This is a genomic window from Szabonella alba (genome assembly GCF_016765775.1).
GTDB classification, from domain to species: domain Bacteria; phylum Pseudomonadota; class Alphaproteobacteria; order Rhodobacterales; family Rhodobacteraceae; genus Szabonella; species Szabonella alba.
This window is the reverse complement of sequence record NZ_JAESVN010000015.1, coordinates 26,129-43,125: the sequence shown is the minus strand read 5'-3', so window position 1 is coordinate 43,125 and position 16,997 is coordinate 26,129. Positions and strand designations below refer to the sequence as shown.

General features: G+C 65.0%; 17 protein-coding genes and 3 pseudogenes. 6 read left to right on the top strand and 14 right to left on the bottom strand.

Features of this window, described 5'->3' with window-relative positions; genetic code table 11:
• The 3 genes and pseudogenes from JL811_RS18730 to JL811_RS18720 all read left to right on the top strand — a co-directional run.
• Positions 1-844: pseudogene (locus tag JL811_RS18730) on the top strand (IS5 family transposase); the annotation flags it as partial.
• A 54-nt stretch (positions 845-898) separates the two neighbouring features.
• Complete coding sequence (locus tag JL811_RS18725; RefSeq protein WP_202690237.1) at positions 899-1,450, top strand: toxin-activating lysine-acyltransferase RzcC; 552 nt, start codon at positions 899-901, stop codon at positions 1,448-1,450.
• Between the two features lie 373 nt (positions 1,451-1,823).
• Positions 1,824-2,192 carry a DUF4168 domain-containing protein gene (locus JL811_RS18720; protein ID WP_202690236.1) on the top strand — a complete coding sequence of 123 codons (369 nt, stop codon included), beginning with the start codon at positions 1,824-1,826 and terminating at the stop codon, positions 2,190-2,192.
• A gap of 721 nt (positions 2,193-2,913) precedes the next feature.
• Here JL811_RS18720 and JL811_RS18715 read toward each other — a convergent pair.
• The 11 genes from JL811_RS18715 to JL811_RS18665 form a co-directional block, all read right to left on the bottom strand.
• Positions 2,914-3,213 (bottom strand): CcdB family protein, encoded by a 300-nt coding sequence (locus tag JL811_RS18715; RefSeq protein ID WP_202690235.1) that lies wholly within the window; start codon positions 3,211-3,213, stop codon positions 2,914-2,916.
• Positions 3,213-3,449, bottom strand: a complete 237-nt coding sequence (locus tag JL811_RS18710) for a type II toxin-antitoxin system CcdA family antitoxin (RefSeq protein ID WP_202690234.1) — start codon at positions 3,447-3,449, stop codon at positions 3,213-3,215. The genes JL811_RS18715 and JL811_RS18710 overlap by 1 nt, the downstream gene beginning before the upstream one ends.
• A gap of 48 nt (positions 3,450-3,497) precedes the next feature.
• Positions 3,498-3,785, bottom strand: a complete 288-nt coding sequence (gene cas6e, locus JL811_RS18705) for a type I-E CRISPR-associated protein Cas6/Cse3/CasE (RefSeq protein ID WP_202690233.1) — start codon at positions 3,783-3,785, stop codon at positions 3,498-3,500.
• A 628-nt stretch (positions 3,786-4,413) separates the two neighbouring features.
• Positions 4,414-4,809 carry a diacylglycerol kinase gene (locus JL811_RS18700; protein ID WP_237685069.1) on the bottom strand — a complete coding sequence of 132 codons (396 nt, stop codon included), beginning with the start codon at positions 4,807-4,809 and terminating at the stop codon, positions 4,414-4,416.
• Between the two features lie 423 nt (positions 4,810-5,232).
• The gene (locus tag JL811_RS18695; protein ID WP_202690232.1) at positions 5,233-6,297 is read right to left on the bottom strand and encodes a glycosyltransferase family 4 protein; all 1,065 of its coding nucleotides are present in this window, start codon (positions 6,295-6,297) and stop codon (positions 5,233-5,235) included.
• Positions 6,294-7,880: an ABC transporter permease gene (locus tag JL811_RS18690; protein ID WP_202690240.1), complete on the bottom strand. Its 1,587-nt coding sequence runs from the start codon at positions 7,878-7,880 to the stop codon at positions 6,294-6,296. The genes JL811_RS18695 and JL811_RS18690 overlap by 4 nt, the downstream gene beginning before the upstream one ends.
• Positions 7,880-8,680: an ABC transporter ATP-binding protein gene (locus JL811_RS18685; protein WP_202690231.1), complete on the bottom strand. Its 801-nt coding sequence runs from the start codon at positions 8,678-8,680 to the stop codon at positions 7,880-7,882. The genes JL811_RS18690 and JL811_RS18685 overlap by 1 nt, the downstream gene beginning before the upstream one ends.
• Complete coding sequence (locus JL811_RS18680) at positions 8,670-9,671, bottom strand: ABC transporter substrate-binding protein (RefSeq protein ID WP_237685068.1); 1,002 nt, start codon at positions 9,669-9,671, stop codon at positions 8,670-8,672. The genes JL811_RS18685 and JL811_RS18680 overlap by 11 nt, the downstream gene beginning before the upstream one ends.
• Before the next feature lie 102 nt (positions 9,672-9,773).
• Positions 9,774-10,697, bottom strand: coding sequence for a lysylphosphatidylglycerol synthase transmembrane domain-containing protein (locus JL811_RS18675; RefSeq protein WP_202690230.1), 924 nt, complete (start codon positions 10,695-10,697; stop codon positions 9,774-9,776).
• A gap of 3 nt (positions 10,698-10,700) precedes the next feature.
• Entirely contained in the window at positions 10,701-12,365 is a 1,665-nt protein-coding gene (locus JL811_RS18670; RefSeq protein ID WP_202690229.1) for a sulfatase-like hydrolase/transferase, read from the bottom strand.
• Positions 12,362-13,108 (bottom strand): CDP-alcohol phosphatidyltransferase family protein, encoded by a 747-nt coding sequence (locus tag JL811_RS18665; RefSeq protein WP_202690228.1) that lies wholly within the window; start codon positions 13,106-13,108, stop codon positions 12,362-12,364. The genes JL811_RS18670 and JL811_RS18665 overlap by 4 nt, the downstream gene beginning before the upstream one ends.
• Before the next feature lie 162 nt (positions 13,109-13,270).
• Here JL811_RS18665 and JL811_RS18660 point away from each other — a divergent pair, with 162 nt between their 5' ends.
• Complete coding sequence (locus JL811_RS18660) at positions 13,271-13,822, top strand: cytochrome b (protein ID WP_202690227.1); 552 nt, start codon at positions 13,271-13,273, stop codon at positions 13,820-13,822.
• 343 nt (positions 13,823-14,165) lie between these two features.
• A pseudogene (locus JL811_RS20060) lies at positions 14,166-14,384 on the top strand (integrase core domain-containing protein); the annotation flags it as partial.
• A gap of 24 nt (positions 14,385-14,408) precedes the next feature.
• On the opposite strand, the pseudogene JL811_RS18650 reads toward JL811_RS20060, so the two are convergent.
• Both JL811_RS18650 and JL811_RS20330 read right to left on the bottom strand, forming a co-directional pair.
• A pseudogene (locus tag JL811_RS18650) lies at positions 14,409-15,273 on the bottom strand (IS3 family transposase); the annotation flags it as partial.
• Positions 15,254-15,631 (bottom strand): putative sulfate exporter family transporter, encoded by a 378-nt coding sequence (locus JL811_RS20330; protein WP_202690225.1) that lies wholly within the window; start codon positions 15,629-15,631, stop codon positions 15,254-15,256. The pseudogene JL811_RS18650 and the gene JL811_RS20330, both read right to left, overlap by 20 nt.
• A gap of 128 nt (positions 15,632-15,759) precedes the next feature.
• Between JL811_RS20330 and JL811_RS18640 the strand changes: the two genes are divergently transcribed.
• Positions 15,760-16,638, top strand: coding sequence for a LysR family transcriptional regulator (locus JL811_RS18640; RefSeq protein ID WP_202690224.1), 879 nt, complete (start codon positions 15,760-15,762; stop codon positions 16,636-16,638).
• Here the strand turns inward: JL811_RS18640 and JL811_RS18635 are convergent.
• Positions 16,635-16,958, bottom strand: coding sequence for a 2Fe-2S iron-sulfur cluster-binding protein (locus JL811_RS18635; RefSeq protein WP_202690223.1), 324 nt, complete (start codon positions 16,956-16,958; stop codon positions 16,635-16,637). The genes JL811_RS18640 and JL811_RS18635 overlap by 4 nt on opposite strands.
• Positions 16,959-16,997 lie beyond the last annotated feature (39 nt).

Sequence of the window (16,997 nt, the reverse complement as noted above, 5' to 3'; positions counted from 1 at the left end):
CGCACAAAAAGGCCTTACACATGTTCGCAGCCGGTCACTGCCCATGGGAATCAGAAAACACTTGCGCAAGCGGGGGTATCCACACATGCCTGACCATCAAGCTCCTGTTCAAGGTGCCGCTGCGGCAGACGACCGGGATGGTGGTCAGCCTGCTGAAGATGGCTGGCCTGGCCTGGGCCATGCCAGACTATACGACCCTGTGCCGGAGGCAGAAGACCTTGGCCGTCCAGATCCCGTATCGGCGCGCCGATGGCCCCTTGAACCTGCTCGTCAACAGCACCGGGATCAAGTTCCTCGGTGATGGCGAATGGCAGGCCAGAAAGCACGGTGTTCAGGGCCGACGCCAATGGCGCAAGGTCCATCTGGCGATGGACACCGCCACGTCCGACATCCGGGCGGTGGAGTTCACCTCCAGCAGCGATGGCGACAGTCCAGTCTTGCCAGACCTGCTGGACCAGATCCCCGAGGGCGAAGAAATCGGCACGGTAACCGCCGACGGCGCCTATGACACCCGCCGCTGCCACACCGCCATCATCGACCGCCAGGCCACCGCGATCATCCCGATCCGCAGGAACGGTCGGCCCTGGAAAGCGGACAGCCCGGCCGCAATCGCCAGAAACGAAACCCTGCGCGCCACCCGGCACTATGGCCGGGCATTCCGGAAGCGTTGGACGGGATATCATGTCCGCAGCCGCATCGAGGCGAAGATGCGGTGCCTGAAGGCCTTCGGTGAACGCATCGCCGCCAGAGACCCCACCGCCAGACCGCTGAAATCCAGATCCGCGTCGCACTCATGAACCGCTTCTCGGCCCTTGGAGCGGCCGAGATCGTTCGCGTGGCGTGATGCTGACGGGGAAAGGCAAGTCACGCCTCAAGCCGCCTTTCTGCAACAACGCCGATGGCGGTTCTCGCGATGATGAACCTGCCACGCTACAATACACAAAGCCTTTCGGACCTTCAGCATCTTGTGCTGGACCCGATGCTGAATGACCGGGTCGCCTTTGCCTATCCCGGGCGGCCCGATCCCGCAGCCGGATCCGATCCGCGGCCCGGGGATGACCGGGACACCACCGGATTTGCCATCTGGGCCAGCGTGTCGGAAGAGGTGGATACCCGCATCCGCCAGCAAATCGCACAGGGGGTGTTCCCGATCCGCCTGAAACCGTCGGAGTGGAATGGCGGCAAGATCCACTGGCTGTTCGACACCGTCACCCCCGACCGCAAGGCGGCAGCGGCGGTGATCGCGAATTTTCGCCAGATCGTGAAGGACGGCGATTTCCGCCTGCATCCGCTGATCGGCCGGCTGGTCGTGCCGGAACTGCTGGAGCGGATGGGCGCCCGCAAGGCGACCGGGACAGCCACGGCAGAGGCCGGGAAGGATGCAAGACCCAAGGAAAAGGCCGCCGCCGACACCACAGGCGAAGCCAGACCGCAGAGCCCGCTCAACTGATCTGCAGTCAAGGCATGCGCCCCCTGCGCCTGCCCCGAATGGCCGGCGCAGGGTGCGTGGCTTGCAGGCGGACAAGCGTTATGGACACCTTGCCCCGGACGAATGGAATATACCCATAAATCAACTTTTACTGCGCCTTTCATGGGCAGGTGTTTCCGTTTTTGACCCTCGGTTTCACCCGACATTCGGGAGGATCAGACCCAAGCCGCAGCGCGTGTCGGGCGACCTGCCGGGCAAGGCGGGCCTGTTAATAGGATACCGGATTTCAGCATGTTTCCGCTGGCCCGTTTGAATCGTCGGATCAGGATCAATAGGTCTTCTGAACCCATCAGCACTGTCTGATGGGCCCGACCCGAACTGAAAGGAAGCCACGATGAAACTGTCCGGAAACCTGAAAACGCTCGCTGTCGTCGGACTTATGGGATCTGCAATGCCCTTTGCGGTGCCAGCACTTGCGCAGCAGGATGCCCCCGCCACATCCGAGGTCTCGGAAACGGAAATCGATGCATTTGTGACGGCCTATCGCGGTGTCAACCAAGTCTATGCCGAATATGAAGCCCCGATCGCCGAGGCCGGGGACGAGGCCAGCCAGACGGCCTTGCAGCAGGAGGCGCAGCAGAAGATGAATGAGGTCATCGACGAAACGCCCGGTATCGACCTCGACCGCTATGTGACGCTTCTCAATCTTGCGCAGACGGATGAACAGATGCGCGCCATCGTCGTGGCGAAGCTGGAAGAGTAAGTCGCGGCACCCTGACAGTCGCGCATTCCCCCCTGTGCAAATGGCGGCCGGGCCACCCATCAGACCGATGCGGTGGGCCGGTTCATGACCTTCTGATGCGATGTCGGGGGTCAGGTACGGCAGGATGGCCTGGCGCATTGGCCATTTCAGGTTCATGATCCTGCAGCACATCGGGATCATGGATTAGGGGCATGGATTCCGGCCCGCGTGTCCAGACTGTTTCCCCAGATTCCCCCGAGAAATCCGCGTAGCCGATCACGGCTTTCGGCGCGGCCAATGGCATTCGGCACGGCCCATACGCTCTGCGCTGGCCCGAAAGATGTTGCCCGGCGCCGGTTGTAACACGGCTGTTGATTTCCACTCAGAACTGACCCGGGCAGGCGCATAATTTCCATTGAGATTTGACCCATGTGACCCTTCTCCCGCGCGGTAAGCGATTGGGGGCAACGGAGTGATCAACATAGGACTTCTGAACGTCAGGTGACCCCGCCAATCGAAATCACGGGCCTGACCGCATTAGCATCTATGGCGACAAAACAACCGTCATCTACATCAAGCTGCGCATGTTTCACAAAGACCATCGCAGCACGGTCTTTCCATAGGATCGGTCGGGGCGGCGGCAGACCGGGCGTTACAGACATCGGCGAGGCCCATCAGACAGTGACTGGCGCGGCGGGAGCCGCGACTGTCACCGACGGCCCGGTGCCGTGTTCGGCAGGGATCAGACACCGGTCAGCAACAAGTCGAGCGCATTGGTGATGATCTGTTCCTGCCCGGCAAGGCTTACCGGCTCTCCATGCAGGACCGAAACCGGAACCGCCGCCAGAAATTGCGAAACCATCGCGTGATCGGCGCCCTCAACCTTCAGCACCGGGTTCAACCGCGCCGCCGGACGCGGGGCCTGTGCAAGGGGGATCAGCGGCACAACCACCCGCGTGGCGAGGTCGCACAAAAGATCAGTCTGCACGTCCAGCAGCCAACCCGGCCCGTCTGAATTCGGCCACGCCTCGAACCGGGCCATCAGAACGGCCGATGCCGGGCCAGAGGCAAGCCGTTCGCCTGCACCCAATCGTTTGAACTGGCAAGCGCAGCCGCATTTTCCTTGAGCCAGTGTGCGGCCCGCGCCTCCGCCACGGCGGCCCGCAGTCCCTGTTCAGCCGCCGCCGACAGGTTCAGGCCCAGTTCCCGCGCCTCTTCCAGAAGGGCGGAGTCCAGCGTCAGATTGGTCGGTTTCTTGATTGCCCGGGATGCGTCCATGTCATGTCTCCATATATCATGCGCATGGTATATACGCGTCATATCCTGTCAAGCGCGCGTGATCACCATCAATCCACAGCCAAAGGCCTTGGCCCGCCCGAACCCCTGCAGCAGTTTCGGCAGAAAAGCCACAGGATCCGTGATTTCAATCCGACCCTCCAGATCCAGCACACCGAACCGGGGACGCGGACGCCCCTTGCTCGGCGGTTCCATCACGCGGAAGGTTGACACTTCGGCCTGCAAGACCCGAAAGCCCGCCCTTGTACCCTGCCCTTCCGGCCATGCCGCACCGGCCCCCCTGCCCCATCTCACGCCACAGAAAATCGCGCCATGCATCGGGATCACCGGCAAAGGCCGCCCAGATCAGCCGGTGCTGCGCATCCATGCGCCGACCGTCATGATCCGGGTTTCCACGGGTATCATCAAGGACACTTGCAGCTTTGGAAAACAACTGGTGATAATGGGCCAGCGATGCCCTTCACCAAGTGTCAATCGGCACGCAGAACCGGCTCTGGCTCAGTTTTGGCGGCGAAGGGTCCGCTTGCAGGGATTGATCCGCCACCTTGCGCTGGCACTGGGCCGACGTGCAGCACATGCACCCGGGCGGCGGCTTCTGCTGTCCGTGAGCAGGGATACGTTCCTGCGAAGCCTCAATCATGGGAGGCCTGAGGCGTGGCTTAAGCGCCGATCATCGGCATTGATGACTGGGCATGGCGGAAGCGCCAGCGCTACGGCACGCTGATTTGCGATCTGGCACAATGCTGGGTGATCGACCAGTTGCGCAGATCGCGGGCCTGTCACGGTCAAAAATGGCTGCGCGCCCATTCGCAGGTGGACGTGGTCACCCGCGACCGCAACGGCGACTATGGCAGCGCAAGCTGGGAACACCTTCGATCCTTGGCAGGCTTTCGATATGGGGCAAATAATCTTCGTCTGCGTTCCGGAGGTCCGCCTCCCGCTTTCGTCACACCATGCCCGCCGTGACCGCAAGAACAAACCCACCAGTGACCATGAGCATCAGCCCCACAGCCAGTGATCCAAGGTCTTTGGCATCGCGCGCCATTGCAGACCATTCGGGCGAAATGCGATCGGTCAACACCTCAAGCGCGGTGTTCAAGGCTTCGACGGCCAGCACAAGGGCGAACAGCCCTGCAGCGACCAGCCAGTGCCAGACATCTGCCCCGCGAAGCAAGAAGGCCACTGCGGCCAACGCCATTCCCAGAATTTCCAGCTTGGTCGCCGTCTCCTGCCAAAGCCTGCGCAGGCCAGCGAGCGAGTAGCCTGCGGCATCGACGATATGCAAAAGCCCCCCCCTCGGCGGGATGATCTTTCTCTGGCTGGTATCTCTGCCTTGCATCATCCTAGCTTCCCTTCGCAACAAGGCCCGGCCAGATCCGGCGCAGGATCCCGGGCATCGGTGACAACATGCTACAGGTCAAGCGCGCTGTGGAACAGATTGTCATGGCCGACCCTGTGGCGTCCCGCTGCGCTCTGGCATGCGGCATAGATTTCAGGCTGGTGCAGCCCGGGTTCCGGGTTCCGGGTTCATCGAGCAGTCTCGGTTGCTGCAAGGCAAGGCGTGCATGGGGGATTGAGATCCCCGCCCATGGCGTTTCCAAGGTTTGTCATCCGGCCTGATCGGGCAGGGCGCGACACCTTTCTGCCATGCTTGTCCCAACTGAATAGTGAAGACTGAACCGACGTATCTCCGGAACCGATACATCCGCAATACCGTGTCACCCTGCTGTGCCTTGCCAATATTGCCTGATTTGGGAGCGACGAGTCACAGGCCGATCTGGTCCAGGACCTCGCCCGCCAGCCGGGCGGTATCGTACCAACCCGGCAAGGCCGCGCCGACCAGGGCCGAGGCGCGGGCCATGTCCTGCCGCAGCGTGGCATTGGTCAGCATCAGGTCCAGAGAATCCGCAAAGGCGGCGGGGTCGTCGGGGGCAGCAAGCAGACCGACGCTCGCAGGAACGGTATCCGGAACGGCACCGGTGCGGCAGGTGACGATGGGCAGGCCCCAGGCCATCGCCTCGTCAAAGACGATGCCGTAGCCTTCATAGCGTGTCGCCAGCGCAAAGATCGTGGCACTCTGGTAGAGCGACGCCAGCGCATCGGCAGGCACGCGGCCCGCAAGGCGCACCTGCGCGCCAAGGCCAAGCCGGGCATGCAGCCGGTCAAGGTCTTCTGCATGGGCCGCGTCATAGCGTGAGCCGACGATCACCGCCTGCCAATGGCGGTTTGTCAGCCGTGCCAAGGCACGCAGGAGGATGTCATGCCCCTTGCGCGGGTGCTGGATGCCCACCGACAGGATCAGCGGCGGATCGGTGCCTTGAGTTGCGCGGGGCAGCGACGGCCGGTCGGTGCCGGGGCGGGCGATGGTGATGCGGTCCCGCGTCACGCCATAGTCCGATACCAGCAGGGCTGCCGTATGCGGGCTTGGCACCAGAACATGGGCGGTGTGGGTCAGGTTGTCCCGTTCGGTCCGCAGAAGATGTGCGCGCAGATCGGGCGAAAGGGCGCTTTCATGCGCCAGAGGGTGGTGGATCATCGCGATGATCGGGGCGGCCATCCGGGCAAGGATGCCCGTGTCAATCGACCCGAACACAAGGCCATCCAGGATCAACGGCTGGTCGGGGGGCAGCGCCAGAAGCTGTGCCGCCGCGTCCGCCATATCGGCGGGCGTGGGTGTTGGAAAGCTGCCGCCCAGTTGCAGATGGTCAACCCGGCGGCCTTGGGCGCGCAGGCCTTCCAGAAGCTGGCGCTCGTAGATGTAACCCCCCGTCAGCGTGGTGATTTCGCCGGGAATGGCAAAGGCGGCAGGGGTCAGGGGAGGGACGGTCATGCCAGCTGCTCCGGTGCATAGCGGCGCAGGACGCGGGTCTCCACTGCACCAACCGCAGCATAGCCCAGTGCCGACAGCGTGGCGACAAGGGCGACCACACTCCACAACAGGTTATAGTCCGATACCGATGCCGCGCGGGCCATCAGGGTGCCGATGCCAAGCCCGGTTGCCAGCCATTCGACCACAGTCACCGCCAACACCGCCGCCGGAACCGCCATACGCGCGGCGGCGAAAAGGGCGGGCAGCATGGCCGGGATGCGCACCCGGATCAGGCGTTGCATGGACGAGGCGCCATAGCTGTCGAACACATCCATCACCTGACCGGGTGCCTGACGCAACCCGTGCAGGCAGGCGACAAGCGTGGGAAAGAACACCATGATGGCCACCAGCGTGATCGTTCCGGTCGCCCCCCGCCCCAGTAACAGGACCACCAGCGGCGCGGTGGTCACGATCGGCACCGACCGCAGCGCAATGGCCAGGGGCATCACCACCCCCGCCACGACGGTCATCAGACTGAACAGAACCGCACAGCCCGCGCCGACCGCAAGCCCTGCCAGATAGCCCGGCAGCAGCAGGATCAGCGTCTCGGCCATCGCCTGCGCCAGAAGGCTGCGGGTCGCGGCAGCATCGCTGTCCGTGATCAGCGTGGCCAGCACGTCCTGCGGACCCTTGGCGAAGAACGGGTTGAGGCCAAGCGCCGCGATGCCGCCCCACCACAGAACCAGCACCGCCATCAGCACCCCTGCCGCGCTGCCCAGCCGACGCAGGGCCCCCGTGCCGAAGGGCAGGCTGGCACGCGGCGGGGCCAAAAGGATCGGCGGCGCATCGCGCAAGACCATCCGCGCAAGCCCCCCGATGCCCAGATAGGCCAGCACGGCCACCAGCGTGGCCACGGTTGCCAGCGCCCAGGTCATCTCAACCTCGAGCCCGCGCATCGCGCGCACGGTCAGAACGCCGAGGCCCCGCTCGGCCCCGGTAAACTCTCCCACCATCGCACCAAGAAGGGCGGCGGGGGCCGCGATCTGCAAGCCCGCGAACAGATAGGGCAGCGATACCCGCAGTCGGACATGCACCAGCGTGGCCAGCCGCCCGCGCCCATAGCTCTGGATCAGGTCCAGCCAGCCGGAGGGGGCCGCCCGCAGGCCGACCAGCAGCGGGATCAGCGTGGTGTAATAGACGGCAAGGGCCGCCAGAACGATCTGCGGGCCATCTCCGGGGCCGAAAATCACCCGCAGGATCGGCCCGGTTGCCACCAGAGGCAGGCAAAACACCACCAATGCCACCCCAGTCACGATGCGCTGGCTGCGGGGCCAGACCAGTGCCACGGCTGCCAGAAGGATCGCCGCAAGGTTGCCGATCACAAAGCCCGCAAGCGCGTTGCCCAGCGTGGCCGTCAGGGCGCGGGCCATCAGCGCGCGCTCCTCCATCAGATAGCGCAGGATCTGCACCGGCCCGGCCAGCAGATAGGTGTCGGCAAGGCTGCGTGCCAAGGCTTCCCACCCCAAAAGCAGCAGCAAAAGGCCGATCAGCGTCACCCGCCCGTCACCCGGCCGCACCACCGGCAGATCGCGCCACGCGGCCATCATTGCGCGGCCAGGGGGCCGTCATGGCGGGCGCGGCCCAGCGACAGGGCTGCGACCACCTGATCGGCAAGCTGTCCGAATTCGGCGGATCGCGCGTCTTGCGCAAAGCGCGGGCGGGGCAGGGGAATGGCGATGTCAGCCACAACTTCGGCCGGTCGGGGGGACAGGACGATGACGCGGTCCGACAGCATCACCGCCTCGGTCACCGAATGGGTGACAAGGATGGTGGTGGTTCCCCGCGCTTCCCACAGCCCGGGCAGGTCCTCGGCCAGCTGCTGGCGGGTGATCTCGTCCACGGCACCAAAGGGTTCGTCCAGAAGCAGAAGGCGCGGCTCGGTCGCCAGCGCCCGGGCAATCGCCGCGCGCTGACGCATCCCGCCCGAGAGTTCCGCCGGGCGGGTATCGGCAAAGCCTGCAAGCCCGACCATGGCGATCAGATCATCAATGGCCTGGCGGTCCACCGGACGACGTGCCAGGGACAGGGCAAGCTCGATATTGCCGCGCACCGTGCGCCACGGCAAAAGCGAGGGATCCTGAAACGCCACCGACAGTCCCGCCGCACGCAACAGCTGCGCGGGCGGCTGGCCGTCAATCAGGACGGTCCCGGCGCTGGGTGTTTCCAGCCCCGCGATCATGCGCAACAGCGTGGACTTGCCGCAGCCGGACGGTCCGACCAGTGCCGTCGTCTGCCCGGCCTCAAAGGTCAGGTTGGTTGGCCGCAGGGCCGCAAGCCCCCCTTCCCAAGTCTTGGCAAGCCCCGCGCAGACAATGCGCGGCGGCGGGGTCCGGTCAGCCGCCATGGACTTCCTCAAGGATCGACCGATCCCATAGGTCGGGCGTGACCTTGCGCCCCAAAAGCGCCAGCGTCTCGATATTGGCGGCCACCGTCTCATCCGTCCACCAGCCGAAACCGTTGGCATCCGTCAGATCGGAAAACATCAGCGGCACCTGGCGTTCCGCCTGCAAAAGCTGCGTCGGCAGGTCAAGCCCTGCGTCAGGGAACATCGCCAGAGTCAGCGCTGCCGCCGCTGCGATATCCTCGCGGTAGATCTGCCAGCCCTGCGCCTCCCCCCGGATCAGGGCCACCAGTTCAGCGCGGCGGTTGGCCAGACTGTCGTCGGTGGCGATATAGGTCTGCGAATGCAGCGCATAGCCGTGATCGGCCATAAGCATCGTCACAGAGTCGACCCCTGCGATGGTCATCGCCACGGGCAGGTCGGTTTCCCAGCACAGCAGGCAATCCACCTCACCCGTCAGAAGGGGCTGGGGGGAATATTGCGTCGGGATCACCTCGATCCGGGCGCTGTCCACGCCGTTCAACGTGCACAGCGCCTGCAAGACCGGCGTGTTGGCCAGCGCCATCCCGATCCGCTTGCCCGCAAGCTGGGCCGGTTCGTTCACCGGATTGCCGGGCAGTGAGGCGATCACAAAGGGATTTTTCTGCATCGCGACGCCAAGAATTCGGAACGGCGCGCCCTGTTCCACCGCAGCGGCGGTATAATCGGCGGCCGATATCCCGACAAGCGCGGTCCCCGCCACCACCGGCGGCTCTACAGGCGCATTGGGCCCGCCCTGCAGCAGTGACACCTCAAGCCCGCCCTGCGACCACAACCCGCGGTCTTGTGCGATGTAGCTGCCCGCGAACTGGGTTGAATGCAGCCAGGACAGTTGCAGCGCGGCCTGCGCCTGCGCCGCCGCGCGCCCTGCGGAAAGCCCCAGCGCCGCTGCGCCAAACCCCACGGTGCCGGCGGCCAGCATCCCGCGCCGCGTCATTCTGCGAAGATCGTTCATGGTCTCTCCTTTGTAACAGAGGGAATCTAGCGGGTTTGACAGATTGGCAAGCGGGGATGACCGGTTATCAGAAAATATTAGTCGTCAACGCCGCCCGGTCGCTTATGGTTTCATCGTGAGTCGGCTCGGCACGGTCGCCAGAGCCGCTCCGCCAAGCAGGGTGGATGCCAGAAAGATCAGGCCGAAGGCGATGCTGGTTGCCAAAGCATCGCCCGTGCTGACCCCGGCAAGCGGCAGCAGCGCCACCGCCGCACCTTCGCGCAGGCCCCAGCCCGCGATGGTCAGCGGGATGACCATGGCCAACAGGATCAACGGCACCAGCGCCAGCATGGCGGGCAGCGACAGAGGTGCCCCTACGGCCCAGGCGCAGAAACCGAATGCCGCGATGTTGCACAATGCCGCCACGACGCTGAGGAGCAGCTGTTGCCGCAGGACGCCGCGTGCCGCGACGGCGCGCGCGAAAGCACCCCCTTGGGCGCGCAGAGCGGCGGGCAGACGGCCGCGGAGTGCCCAAAGGCCTGTCACCAGGATCAGCGCCGCCGCCGCTGCCCAGAGGAGCGGCTGCATCACCCAAACAGGCCAGTCCAGCCCCCCCGGAGCCCAAAGTGTGGCGGCGAAGGCAACCCCCAGAACCGCCAGCAGCGCCAGCTGTCCGGCCAGACGCTCGAACACGACAGCCTGACCCGAGGCCATCAGGCCCGCTGCACCGCGTGTCCGCATCGCGCGCCCGGCATCGCCCAGCACGCCGCCCGGAAGCAATTGATTGACAAGTTGCGACAGGTAATATTCGCGCAGCGCTTCGGACCGGGGCAGGGTGATGCCCAGTCCTGCCGCCGTCACCTGCCAGCGCGCAGCACAGGCGCAGGTCTGAAGGGTCAGCGCAAAGGCCGCCGCCACCAGCCAGACCGGATCAGCGGTGATCAGCGCCGTTGCCGCTGCATCGCCCCCGGCCAGATGCCAGACCAGCGCGCAGAGCCCCACTGCCAGCATCAGCCTTGTCGCGAAGACCAACCCCACTCGCGCCATACATCAGCCCCCATCCATGACCGGCAGGGCCGAGGAATAGGCCTGCAAGACAAGGTCGCGCAGCTGGTTCATCGGGATAACGGGCGCGTCAGGCGCCGGGATCAGGCCCGGCGTCGCAGCGAAGGCCTCCGCCCGCGCCACCAGATCCGCCGGGCCGATGACATGCACCGGCACCTCGGCCCGGCTGTCCAGCGCCACGAACTCGGCCGCCTGATGATCGCCAAGCACAATGATCAGCGGCGGATCGTCGGCGTGCAGCTCGGCATAGGCCAGCACGGTTTGCAGCGCATAGTCGATGGCCAGACGATACTGCGCGCGCACCCGATCATTGTCGCGCCAGACCACATCGGGCGGGTCGCCCTCGGCTGCCATGGCGTTGAAGATGGTCCCGTCACCGATATCCTGCCACGGCACAAGGCGCGGCACCGGTACCCAGGGCGCATGCGATGTGCCGGTGGCAATCTGGATGAAATGCCGCTTACCGCCGGATGCGGTGTCAGGCTGATCGCGCAACAGGCGGTCCAGGGCGGCAAAGGTGAATTGATCGGGCATCGTCACCCAGTTGAACGGCTTGCCGCGATACCCAAGGTCGGCCGCCGCCAGAATGGTGTCAAATCCAAGGGCCGCCGATTCAGGCCAGGGCATCGTGATCTGTGGCATCACGGCGGCGGTGTGAAACCCGGACCGTGCGGCAAGGTGAAACAGCGTCTGACGCCCCGAGACCAGCGATGCGCGATAACGGGTCTGGTCGGCAATCCACAGCCCGTTGGCAAAGGTGGAATGGGCCAGCCAGCTTTGCCCGCCCCGGGTCGGAGAGCCAAGGATGCCCGAGGCCATGGCAAGACCCGCCTGCGCCAACCGTTCCTCTCCACGCGACAGCGTTGCGCGGTGCAGGTCGGCGAACTGGGGCGTGTCAAGGCTGGTGCGCCCGTAGCTCTCGACAAAGACCACGATCACATCGCGGTCGATCAGGTCAAGAAGGGCAGGCAGGTCGGCAAAGGGGTCGATCCGTGCCGCGATGCGGAATGCCGCCAGTTCGGCAAGGGTGGCGCGCATAAGCTGCACCTGCTCCAATCCGACGCGCGCGGAAAATGCCGTGCCGGGCAGGTCGATCTTCAGGGTGGTCAGCCGCTTGGCCTGCGCCACATCCAGCGCCGCGACGGCTGAAAATACCAGTGTCGCACTGGCCATGAGCAATCGCAGGGCACCAGAGCGCAGCCCCATTCCAGACCACGCCCCTGCCCAGATCCCCGTCGCCCACCAGACCCCGATCAGGATCAGCCCTGTCGCCGCCACCGCGGCCACCGCCACCAGCCCCGCCGCAAACCCGCCCACCGAACCCGCCAGCAGGTGCAACCCGGCCTCGATCAGCGAGATGTCACTGATCAGGTTGAACGGGCGCGACAGGGCCGAAAACATCGCAAGGTTCGCCACCTTGAGGATCACGACCGGAACCAGCGTCGCGGTGATCGCCACGCGGATCAAAAGTCCGATCCGCCCGGGCCCGGCGGCAAGTAACGCCAGCAAGAGCACGGGCAGCTCCAGAGGCAGCAGCAAAAGCGCGCGCGGGGTCAGTGCGCCCAGGTGGTTCGGCAGGATCAACAGAAGGTGCAGCAGCACCGCTGCCAGACCAAGCCGAAGCGCGGGGTGTCGCAGGAATGCCCTCATGCCCGGGTCCGCCACAGCCAGACCACATCACGCCCGAAGGACCAGATCAGTGCCACCGAGACCGCAGCGACAATCATTTGCGCCGGGATGCCGGAGAACAGGGGCAATTGCAGCGCCATCAGACCAGCAATCTGCGCCACACACACCGCCTTGCGGCTGAACCGATCCGGCAGGGGGCGGTCCGCCCAGGGAAACATCAGCAGTGCTGCCGCGAACAGATAGCGCGGAAGTCCAAGCAGCAGAACCGCAGGACCGGCCATGCCTGCAGCCCAGGCATTGAGGGCCAGCAAGAGCGCCAGGCCCGAGTCCACCTCCATGTCGAAGCGCGCGCCAAAACCGGACACCCACGCCGCGCGCCGCGCCAGCCAGCCGTCAAGGCCGTCAAGCGACAGCGCAATCATCGCAAGGGTGAACATGGCCATGGGCGGTGCGGGTCCCGAGGCCAGTGGTGCCAGCAACGCCGCGGTCAGCGCCAGCCGTGCCAATGTGACCATGTTGCAGGCGCCAAGGGTCGGATGCGGAAAGCCACGGCGAAAGAGCGTCAGCGTCAGGCCAAGGCCGAGCGCATAGCCCCCGGTCGCAAGTGCAAATCCACCCGGAGCCGCCCCCAACCAGATTGCCCCGCCCCAGGTCAAGACCACGAATGCCATACCAAGCCGCGCCAGCTGCGATCCCGCGAACTGGCTGACGTCCGTGCCTTGCGGCGAGGGCGAAGATCGGGCGGCGCTGCGGAGTTGGGCCATTCAACTTGATCCCGCTTCACCGGATGACTGTCAAGCCGGGCAACGAATGCTTGCGCCTTTGCAGGTTTGAACTAATTGTTATGCAAATGGGTCTGGGCCTGCCGCCTGTCGGGCAACCTGTCGGGCCCCCGGTCGGGATTGGCAAAGCAAAGGGATGTCACGATGCAGCACGTCCGCTACTCCGCGACGGCACGACTTTTGCACTGGATCATGGCGGTGCTGATCCTGTCGATGCTGCCGGTTGGTTTTCTGATGGTGCAAACTGGGCTCGCCCGCGCGGTGCAGGATGCGCTGTTCCTCTATCACAAGAACATCGGCGTCGCAGTGTTGCTTCTGGCCTTTGCACGGCTGCTTTGGCGCTGGCGGCATCCGGGCCCGGATTTGCCCGCGTCCATTCCCGCGTGGCAGGCAAGGGTGGCAGGGGTCAGCCATGGTCTTCTCTATATTCTCATGGTCGCCATGCCCTTGGCGGGTTACATCCGGGTCCGCGCCGGTGGGTTCCCGATCGAGATGCTTGACCGCATTGGTCTGCCCACACTTGTCCCCCGGTCCGACGCGCTGGCAGAGGTGGCAAAGTCGGCGCATTATTACGGCGGCATCGCGCTTGCGGTCCTGTTGGTGCTGCATATCGGGGCGGCGCTCCATCATGCGCTGATCCTGCGCGACGGGGTGTGGGAGCGGATGGCGCCGCTGTCCCGTGAGTGCAAGACTTGACGATTTCCGGGGTCTGGACTTTGGGTGAGCAAGACTTTGCCGCGCCCGGATAAGATCCGAGGCGTCACGGATTGCGAGGCAGTCCAGTCTCTCGACCCGGATCATACGGGCCGGATCACACGGGCAGGATCACTCGGGCCAGTTCACACGGGCCGGAGCGCTGGCAAGAATGCGGTCCAGCGGCAAAAATGGCCGACCTACCGGAAAACTGGCACGCACGGGGCCGGACAAGGCAAGCCCGCTGACGCCCGGCAAAAAGCGCAAACCTGCCCCATGGCCGCCATTCGTTCAGATCACCGCACAGCGCGGTCTGTCCGGGCGCGCGCCGGAACAGATTCTGGCCAATGGTGCGCGTGCCCGCGAGCTGATCGCGGTCCGGGTTGCCGACGACAACACCGCGCGGCGCCACTCGGCCCTCGGCTCCCAGACCGCCGCAGGTTTCGCTCTGCACCTGACCACCGCAATCGCCCGACCCGCTGCGCGAGATGAAAGCTCCGCGCCCAGCGCGATTGCTCAAACCTCGCCGATCGGCGTAAATGACCACCGGGCTCCGGTCGCGGCTCAGGGAAAGTTCAGTGGCATGTCACTGTCCGCCATGGGCAGTGTGTGGGCGATGGTGGTTGTAGAAGGTGATCCAGCGACCGATTCCTGCTTTGGCCTGCGATCCGGTTTACCAGGCGTGCAGGTAGACGCATTCATATTTCAGGGATCGCCAGAGCCGCTCGATGAAGATGTTGTCGAGGCAGTGCCCCTTGCCGTCCATTGAGATCCGGGTGCCGAGCCGTTTCAGCCGGTCAGTCCAGGCGAAGGACGTGAACTGGCTGCACTGACGTCGCCTGGCCGCTCGAACCGATGGCGCGACCATGCTCCATGTTCATGATCTCGGGCGGGCCGAAGCGGTGGACGGCCTCGTTCAGCGCCTCGACGCAGAAGTCGGCCTCCAGCGTGTTCGATATCCGCCACGCCAGAACCTTGCGGGTGGACCAGTCTATGACGGCGACCAAATAGAGAAAGCCGCGGCGCATCGGCAGGTAGGTGATGTCAGCGCACCAGACCTGGTTGGGTCGATCAACCCGCAGCCCGCCCAGCAGGTAGGGATAGGTCTTGTGCCCCTTGGCGGGCCTGCTCGTATCGAGCTTCTGGTAGATCGGCATCAAGCGCATGAGGCGCATCAGCCGCCGGATGCGCTTGACGTTCACGGCATTGCCTTCGTTCTGCAGGTGCCACGTCATCTGCTGCACGCCGTAGAAGGGCGTCTCCATAAACTGCTTGTCGATCAGCAACATGAGGGCAAGGTTCATCTCGGTCTCGCCCTTCAGCGCGTAGTAGAACGAAGAGCGCGCGATCGACAGCAGGCGGCACTGCGCGCCCACCGACAGCTCAGGATGGTCCCCTTCGATCATCTTGCGCCTCACTTCTCGGTCCAAGGCTTCAGCTTTCGCGACAAAAAATCATTGGCGACGGCCTTCGCGTGCAAGGACCGGACCGTCTCCTCATCGACCCCAGCAGCCTGCGTTCTGCCGCCGCGCTCGAAGATGTCAACCCCAGTAGCACGATCCCCAGTCGCAGCAGGCGGCGCATCGCAAAGCGAAGTCCGGGACCGGTCTGCGGGATCGGCCCGGCGCAGGTACGCAGCACGATCCCCAACCCAACCCCCAGGATCATCGGCCCCAGCCCGGGAATTCCGGCAGCGCGCTGAAGTGCCAGCGCAAGCAGGGCCAACCCCAGCGCCAGCGCAAGCCCGGGCAGGATGGACCCGTCCGCACCGGGCAGGCGAAAGCGGCGGGGGACAAGGGCGGTTCGCGGCATCGTCAAATCCATCATGCAGGGCTCCCCATGGTCTGCGCCGGATCTGGAACGCATTAAATCAATTAATTCTGCTTGATATGATCGACAAAACCGATTGATTAAATCCAGCGATCCGGCAGACTGTCCGCATGACGCTGGACCAGCTTCGTATCTTTCTGGCCGTGGCGCGTCGCGGGAACATGACCCGCGCCGCACAAGACCTGCGCATGACCCAATCCGCCGTTTCGGCCTCGGTCGCAGCGCTGGAGACGCAGCATCAGGTCCGTCTGTTTGACCGCATCGGCCGTGGCATTGCCCTGACCCCCGAGGGCCGCGCCTTCATTCCCGCCGCCGAGGCCGTGCTTGCGCGGGCCGGAACCGCGCAGGTGCTGCTGGAGGATCTGCGACAGGATACGCGCGGGCTTTTGCGGCTGCATGCCAGCCAGACGGTCGCCAGCTACTGGCTGCCGCCGCATCTGGTGCGGCTGAATGAACTGCATCCCGGCATCACCATCGCGCTGGCCGTCGGCAATACCGAACAGGTCGCCCGCGCGGTGCAGGAGGGTGAGGCCGATCTGGGTTTCGTCGAGGGTGATGTGCGCCACAGCGGTCTGCGCCGGCAGGTGGTGGCGCGGGATGAACTGGTGCTGGTGCTGGCCGCCGATCATCCGCTTGCAACCCAGAAATTCCTTGATGCCGGTGATTACCGGCGTCTGGCATGGGTGCTGCGTGAACAGGGATCGGGCACGCGGGCGGAATTCGAGTCGCATCTGCAGACCATGGGCCTGACACTTGCCGATCTTGATCTCGCCTTCGAATGCCCGTCGAATGAGGCCCTTCTGGCGGCGGTCGGGGCGGGGCGGATGGCGGCGATGCTGTCGCGCCGCGCGGTCGGGGCGCATCCGGGCATAGCCGCGCGCACCGTCGACTGGGCGCCCGCGCCGCGCCGCCCCTTCGCCGCCCTGACCCATCCCGACCGCCACCGCACCCGCGCAGTCACCGCCTTGCTGGCACTGGTCAGCGCCTAGGCCTGTTCTGCGGGCAGGTGCAGTTCCAGCCCGTCCATCGCCCCGGTCACCTTGATCTGGCAGGACAGGCGGGATCGTTCCGGATCCGGTTCCAGTGCGAATTCCAGCATATCCTCCTCCATCGGGCCCCGTTCCGGCAGGCGACCCATCCAGCCGGGTGCGACATAGACATGGCAGGTCGAGCAGGAACAGGCCCCGCCGCAATCGGCGCGGATGGCCTGAATGCCATAGTCGCGGGCGGCCTCCATCAGTGACTGACCGGGGGATGCAGGCACGTCATGGCGCGTGCCGTCATGCTCGATGAAAATGATCGTGACCATTGGTGAAGGCTTTCAGATGCGTGGTTTCGGAAATGGCGT

Excerpts from the sequence above, each read along its gene's own strand:
- JL811_RS18725 (WP_202690237.1), top strand. The coding sequence starts at position 899 with ATGGCGGTTCTCGCGATGATGAACCTGCCACGCTACAATACACAAAGC.
- JL811_RS18720 (WP_202690236.1), top strand. The coding sequence starts at position 1,824 with ATGAAACTGTCCGGAAACCTGAAAACGCTCGCTGTCGTCGGACTTATG.
- JL811_RS18715 (WP_202690235.1), bottom strand. The coding sequence starts at position 3,213 with ATGGCCCGGTTCGAGGCGTGGCCGAATTCAGACGGGCCGGGTTGGCTG.
- JL811_RS18710 (WP_202690234.1), bottom strand. The coding sequence starts at position 3,449 with ATGGACGCATCCCGGGCAATCAAGAAACCGACCAATCTGACGCTGGAC.
- cas6e (WP_202690233.1), bottom strand. The coding sequence starts at position 3,785 with ATGCATGGCGCGATTTTCTGTGGCGTGAGATGGGGCAGGGGGGCCGGT.
- JL811_RS18700 (WP_237685069.1), bottom strand. The coding sequence starts at position 4,809 with ATGATGCAAGGCAGAGATACCAGCCAGAGAAAGATCATCCCGCCGAGG.
- JL811_RS18695 (WP_202690232.1), bottom strand. The coding sequence starts at position 6,297 with ATGACCGTCCCTCCCCTGACCCCTGCCGCCTTTGCCATTCCCGGCGAA.
- JL811_RS18690 (WP_202690240.1), bottom strand. The coding sequence starts at position 7,880 with ATGGCCGCGTGGCGCGATCTGCCGGTGGTGCGGCCGGGTGACGGGCGG.
- JL811_RS18685 (WP_202690231.1), bottom strand. The coding sequence starts at position 8,680 with ATGGCGGCTGACCGGACCCCGCCGCCGCGCATTGTCTGCGCGGGGCTT.
- JL811_RS18680 (WP_237685068.1), bottom strand. The coding sequence starts at position 9,671 with ATGAACGATCTTCGCAGAATGACGCGGCGCGGGATGCTGGCCGCCGGC.
- JL811_RS18675 (WP_202690230.1), bottom strand. The coding sequence starts at position 10,697 with ATGGCGCGAGTGGGGTTGGTCTTCGCGACAAGGCTGATGCTGGCAGTG.
- JL811_RS18670 (WP_202690229.1), bottom strand. The coding sequence starts at position 12,365 with ATGAGGGCATTCCTGCGACACCCCGCGCTTCGGCTTGGTCTGGCAGCG.
- JL811_RS18665 (WP_202690228.1), bottom strand. The coding sequence starts at position 13,108 with ATGGCCCAACTCCGCAGCGCCGCCCGATCTTCGCCCTCGCCGCAAGGC.
- JL811_RS18660 (WP_202690227.1), top strand. The coding sequence starts at position 13,271 with ATGCAGCACGTCCGCTACTCCGCGACGGCACGACTTTTGCACTGGATC.
- JL811_RS20330 (WP_202690225.1), bottom strand. The coding sequence starts at position 15,631 with ATGCCGCGAACCGCCCTTGTCCCCCGCCGCTTTCGCCTGCCCGGTGCG.
- JL811_RS18640 (WP_202690224.1), top strand. The coding sequence starts at position 15,760 with ATGACGCTGGACCAGCTTCGTATCTTTCTGGCCGTGGCGCGTCGCGGG.
- JL811_RS18635 (WP_202690223.1), bottom strand. The coding sequence starts at position 16,958 with ATGGTCACGATCATTTTCATCGAGCATGACGGCACGCGCCATGACGTG.